Below are 6219 nucleotides of genomic sequence, written 5' to 3' on the forward strand. Positions count from 1 at the left end.
ATACTTATATAAATACTTACACAAATATTTATACTATTTAATCCTTTATTTAATCCCCTTTTAAGTTTAATTGGTTATACTTTCATTTCCTTTTTTGAAAAAAAGGACTTAAAATCTTTTAAATTATAAAGTTTCACTAGCTTAGTAGATTTTATAAATTAACTCTTTTGGTTTTTATCTTATAAACTAAAAGCTTTTTTATAAATCTTGTTTTTTAATTTAAAAACTTTTCTTTTAAAAATGATTTTTTGTTTTGTTCTTTTAAATTAGTATTGTTATTCAAATCTTATTAGTCAATCTTTGAAATCTAAATAAGTGATCGATTGAGCCAGATAAAGATTTAGGCATAAGCAATTATGTAAAATCTATTCAATCTAATAATTAAAAAGATTAAAAACTTTTCTTTTAATCTTTCATAACTTTTTCTTTGAAGAAAAAGATTAAACTATCTATAATTTTTTATGGAGAGTTTGATCCTGGCTCAGAGTGAACGCTGGCGGCGTGCCTAATACATGCAAGTCGAACGATGAAGCTTCTAGCTTGCTAGAAGTGGATTAGTGGCGCACGGGTGAGTAAGGTATAGTTAATCTGCCCTACACAAGAGGACAACAGTTGGAAACGACTGCTAATACTCTATACTCCTACTTAACACAAGTTGAGTAGGGAAAGTTTTTCGGTGTAGGATGAGACTATATAGTATCAGCTAGTTGGTAAGGTAATGGCTTACCAAGGCTATGACGCTTAACTGGTCTGAGAGGATGATCAGTCACACTGGAACTGAGACACGGTCCAGACTCCTACGGGAGGCAGCAGTAGGGAATATTGCGCAATGGGGGAAACCCTGACGCAGCAACGCCGCGTGGAGGATGACACTTTTCGGAGCGTAAACTCCTTTTCTTAGGGAAGAATTCTGACGGTACCTAAGGAATAAGCACCGGCTAACTCCGTGCCAGCAGCCGCGGTAATACGGAGGGTGCAAGCGTTACTCGGAATCACTGGGCGTAAAGGGCGCGTAGGCGGATTATCAAGTCTCTTGTGAAATCTAATGGCTTAACCATTAAACTGCTTGGGAAACTGATAGTCTAGAGTGAGGGAGAGGCAGATGGAATTGGTGGTGTAGGGGTAAAATCCGTAGATATCACCAAGAATACCCATTGCGAAGGCGATCTGCTGGAACTCAACTGACGCTAAGGCGCGAAAGCGTGGGGAGCAAACAGGATTAGATACCCTGGTAGTCCACGCCCTAAACGATGTACACTAGTTGTTGGGATGCTAGTCATCTCAGTAATGCAGCTAACGCATTAAGTGTACCGCCTGGGGAGTACGGTCGCAAGATTAAAACTCAAAGGAATAGACGGGGACCCGCACAAGCGGTGGAGCATGTGGTTTAATTCGAAGATACGCGAAGAACCTTACCTGGGCTTGATATCCTAAGAACCTTATAGAGATATGAGGGTGCTAGCTTGCTAGAACTTAGAGACAGGTGCTGCACGGCTGTCGTCAGCTCGTGTCGTGAGATGTTGGGTTAAGTCCCGCAACGAGCGCAACCCACGTATTTAGTTGCTAACGGTTCGGCCGAGCACTCTAAATAGACTGCCTTCGTAAGGAGGAGGAAGGTGTGGACGACGTCAAGTCATCATGGCCCTTATGCCCAGGGCGACACACGTGCTACAATGGCATATACAATGAGACGCAATACCGCGAGGTGGAGCAAATCTATAAAATATGTCCCAGTTCGGATTGTTCTCTGCAACTCGAGAGCATGAAGCCGGAATCGCTAGTAATCGTAGATCAGCCATGCTACGGTGAATACGTTCCCGGGTCTTGTACTCACCGCCCGTCACACCATGGGAGTTGATTTCACTCGAAGCCGGAATACTAAACTAGTTACCGTCCACAGTGGAATCAGCGACTGGGGTGAAGTCGTAACAAGGTAACCGTAGGAGAACCTGCGGTTGGATCACCTCCTTTCTAGAGTACAAAGTAATAAGTCTCACAACTATTACTTCAATATATAAACTCAATTGATTCTTGTTTAGATTTCAAAGATTGATGATAAAGCTAATTGTTTATGGGGAATTAGCTCAGCTGGGAGAGCGCCTGCTTTGCACGCAGGAGGTCAGCGGTTCGATCCCGCTATTCTCCACCATTTATTAAGGGCCTATAGCTCAGCTGGTTAGAGTGCACCCCTGATAAGGGTGAGGTCACAAGTTCAAGTCTTGTTAGGCCCACCATAAAAAAGATTTGAATAAAGAAGCTTTAAAATCTAAAGCAAGTATATAAAGTAGATTAAATATAAAATATAAACCCTATACTTAGATTTATTTTTTATCTTTAACTATAAAAGAATATACTTTAATAAATATAAATAGCATATACATTATGTATTTATATTTATAATGATTATATTAATATATATACTTCCTTTAGGTTTTAAACCTAAATGTTCTTTTTAATTATCATTGTTAAGAGTCACAAGCAAGTTTTAATAAAAACAATTTTACAGGACTTGTTAAAGGATAAAACCTATTTATCTTTTCTTTAGTTTAACTTATATCTTTTAATTATCTTTATTTCTATAATAAAGAGAATATTAGATTTAAGATTTATAAATTAAAGACAAGTTTCAAACTCACAGCTTAGTTGAGACTAAATCATTTAGTTTTATATTGAGTGTTTGAATGCTTTCCGTCTTAAGATAAAGAAGTCTTATCATAAAAACTTTAACAAGGAAGTGATGCGTTTTAGAATCAATAATAAAAGGTAAAAAAAGGTAAGCTACTAAGAGCGAATGGTGGATGCCTTGACTGGTAAAGGCGATGAAGGACGTACTAGACTGCGATAAGCTACGGGGAGCTGTCAAGAAGCTTTGATCCGTAGATTTCCGAATGGGGCAACCCAATGTATAGAGATATACATTACCTATATAGGAGCGAACGAGGGGAATTGAAACATCTTAGTACCCTCAGGAAAAGAAATCAATAGAGATTGCGTCAGTAGCGGCGAGCGAAAGCGCAAGAGGGCAAACCCAGTGCTTGCACTGGGGGTTGTAGGACTGCAATGTGCAAGAGCTGAGTTTAGCAGAACATTCTGGAAAGTATAGCCATAGAGGGTGATAGTCCCGTATGCGAAAAACAAAGCTTAGCTAGCAGTATCCTGAGTAGGGCGGGACACGAGGAATCCTGTCTGAATCCGGGTCGACCACGATCCAACCCTAAATACTAATACCAGATCGATAGTGCACAAGTACCGTGAGGGAAAGGTGAAAAGAACTGAGGTGATCAGAGTGAAATAGAACCTGAAACCATTTGCTTACAATCATTCAGAGCACTATGTAGCAATACAGTGTGATGGACTGCCTTTTGCATAATGAGCCTGCGAGTTGTGGTGTCTGGCAAGGTTAAGCAAACGCGAAGCCGTAGCGAAAGCGAGTCTGAATAGGGCGCTTAGTCAGATGCTGCAGACCCGAAACGAAGTGATCTATCCATGAGCAAGTTGAAGCTAGTGTAAGAACTAGTGGAGGACTGAACCCATAGGCGTTGAAAAGCCCCGGGATGACTTGTGGATAGGGGTGAAAGGCCAATCAAACTTCGTGATAGCTGGTTCTCTCCGAAATATATTTAGGTATAGCGTTGTGTCGTAATATAAGGGGGTAGAGCACTGAATGGGCTAGGGCATACACCAATGTACCAAACCCTATCAAACTCCGAATACCTTATATGTAATCACAGCAGTCAGGCGGCGAGTGATAAAATCCGTCGTCAAGAGGGAAACAACCCAGACTACCAGCTAAGGTCCCTAAATCTTACTTAAGTGGAAAACGATGTGAAGTTACTTAAACAACCAGGAGGTTGGCTTAGAAGCAGCCATCCTTTAAAGAAAGCGTAATAGCTCACTGGTCTAGTGATTTTGCGCGGAAAATATAACGGGGCTAAAGTAAGTACCGAAGCTGTAGACTTGCACACAACTTAGATTATTTAAGTTTAGAATATGAGAAACTAAGTTATATGTTTAGTTATATTTTTACTGATTTTTATAGAGTAAAGATAGAAATAAAACTTAGTAAAATCAGTAAAAATATTCTTAGGCTAAAGTTAAGTAGTTTAAGTTGTGTGCAAGTGGTAGGAGAGCGTTCTATTTGCGTCGAAGGTATACCGGTAAGGAGTGCTGGAGCGAATAGAAGTGAGCATGCAGGCATGAGTAGCGATAATTAATGTGAGAATCATTAACGCCGTAAACCCAAGGTTTCCTACGCGATGCTCGTCATCGTAGGGTTAGTCGGGTCCTAAGTCGAGTCCGAAAGGGGTAGACGATGGCAAATTGGTTAATATTCCAATACCAACATTAGTGTGCGATGGAAGGACGCTTAGGGCTAAGGGGGCTAGCGGATGGAAGTGCTAGTCTAAGGTTGTAGGAGGTTATACAGGCAAATCCGTATAACAATACTCCGAGAACTGAAAGGCTTTTTGAAGTCTTCGGATGGATAGAAGAACCCCTGATGCCGTCGAGCCAAGAAAAGTTTCTAAGTTTAGCTAATGTTGCCCGTACCGTAAACCGACACAGGTGGGTGGGATGAGTATTCTAAGGCGCGTGGAAGAACTCTCTTTAAGGAACTCTGCAAAATAGCACCGTATCTTCGGTATAAGGTGTGGTTAGCTTCGTACTAGGATTTACTCCGAAAGCGAAGAAACTTACAACAAAGAGTCCCTCCCGACTGTTTACCAAAAACACAGCACTCTGCTAACTCGTAAGAGGATGTATAGGGTGTGACGCCTGCCCGGTGCTCGAAGGTTAATTGATGGGGTTAGCATTAGCGAAGCTCTTGATCGAAGCCCGAGTAAACGGCGGCCGTAACTATAACGGTCCTAAGGTAGCGAAATTCCTTGTCGGTTAAATACCGACCTGCATGAATGGCGTAACGAGATGGGAGCTGTCTCAAAGAGGGATCCAGTGAAATTGTAGTGGAGGTGAAAATTCCTCCTACCCGCGGCAAGACGGAAAGACCCCGTGGACCTTTACTACAGCTTGACACTGCTACTTGGATAAGAATGTGCAGGATAGGTGGGAGGCTTTGAGTATATGACGCCAGTTGTATATGAGCCATTGTTGAGATACCACTCTTTCTTATTTGGGTAGCTAACCAGCTTGAGTTATCCTCAAGTGGGACAATGTCTGGTGGGTAGTTTGACTGGGGCGGTCGCCTCCCAAATAATAACGGAGGCTTACAAAGGTTGGCTCAGAACGGTTGGAAATCGTTCGTAGAGTATAAAGGTATAAGCCAGCTTAACTGCAAGACATACAAGTCAAGCAGAGACGAAAGTCGGTCTTAGTGATCCGGTGGTTCTGTGTGGAAGGGCCATCGCTCAAAGGATAAAAGGTACCCCGGGGATAACAGGCTGATCTCCCCCAAGAGCTCACATCGACGGGGAGGTTTGGCACCTCGATGTCGGCTCATCGCATCCTGGGGCTGGAGCAGGTCCCAAGGGTATGGCTGTTCGCCATTTAAAGCGGTACGCGAGCTGGGTTCAGAACGTCGTGAGACAGTTCGGTCCCTATCTGCCGTGGGCGTAAGAAGATTGAAGAGATTTGACCCTAGTACGAGAGGACCGGGTTGAACAAACCACTGGTGTAGCTGTTGTTCTGCCAAGAGCATCGCAGCGTAGCTAAGTTTGGAAAGGATAAACGCTGAAAGCATCTAAGCGTGAAGCCAACTCTAAGATGAATCTTCTCTAAGCTCTCTAGAAGACTACTAGTTTGATAGGCTGGGTGTGTAATGGATGAAAGTCCTTTAGCTGACCAGTACTAATAGAGCGTTTGGCTTATCTTTAATAAAGCATCACTTCCTTGTTAAGGTTTTTAAAGAAAACTTTGAATATAGATAATATTTAGAGTTTATTAGAAATCTTTCAAGTAGAGTTTGTATTAGAACTTGCTCTTAACATTGTTTTTTAAGTATTCTATATAAAGACTTATCAAAGATAAGTAAAGAAGAAAGAAAAATAAAAGAAGAAAGAGAATAAAGAAAAAAGTAAAGAAATAAAAGATTAGGCTTTATTCTTAAATTCAGTCTTTCAAAGAATATTTAAATAACAATGTCCGTGATTATACAGATGTGGAAACGCCTTGCTCCATCCCGAACCAAGAAGCTAAGCACATCGTGGGTGATGATACTACGCCTTACTGGCAGGGGGAAAGTAGCTCATTGCGGACTTGTTAAAT

General features: G+C 41.5%; 2 tRNA genes and 3 rRNA genes. All 5 read left to right on the forward strand.

Annotation, left to right across the window (positions count from 1 at the left end):
- Nucleotides 1-458: 458 nt before the first annotated feature.
- Nucleotides 459-1971: ribosomal RNA gene (locus ELQ05_RS08045) — 16S ribosomal RNA — on the forward strand.
- A gap of 102 nt (nt 1972-2073) precedes the next feature.
- Nucleotides 2074-2149 (forward strand) — tRNA-Ala (locus ELQ05_RS08050).
- 8 nt (nt 2150-2157) lie between these two features.
- Nucleotides 2158-2234: transfer RNA gene (locus ELQ05_RS08055), tRNA-Ile, on the forward strand.
- Nucleotides 2235-2771: 537 nt separating this feature from the next.
- Nucleotides 2772-5827 (forward strand): 23S ribosomal RNA (locus tag ELQ05_RS08060).
- Between the two features lie 267 nt (nt 5828-6094).
- Nucleotides 6095-6211, forward strand: a 5S ribosomal RNA gene (rrf, locus tag ELQ05_RS08065).
- Together the 16S, 23S and 5S rRNA genes with 2 tRNA genes alongside form the textbook arrangement of a ribosomal RNA operon.
- The last annotated feature ends 8 nt before the right edge of the window (nt 6212-6219 follow it).

This window comes from Campylobacter sp. US53, from assembly GCF_004378995.1.
Lineage (GTDB): Bacteria > Campylobacterota > Campylobacteria > Campylobacterales > Campylobacteraceae > Campylobacter_D > Campylobacter_D jejuni.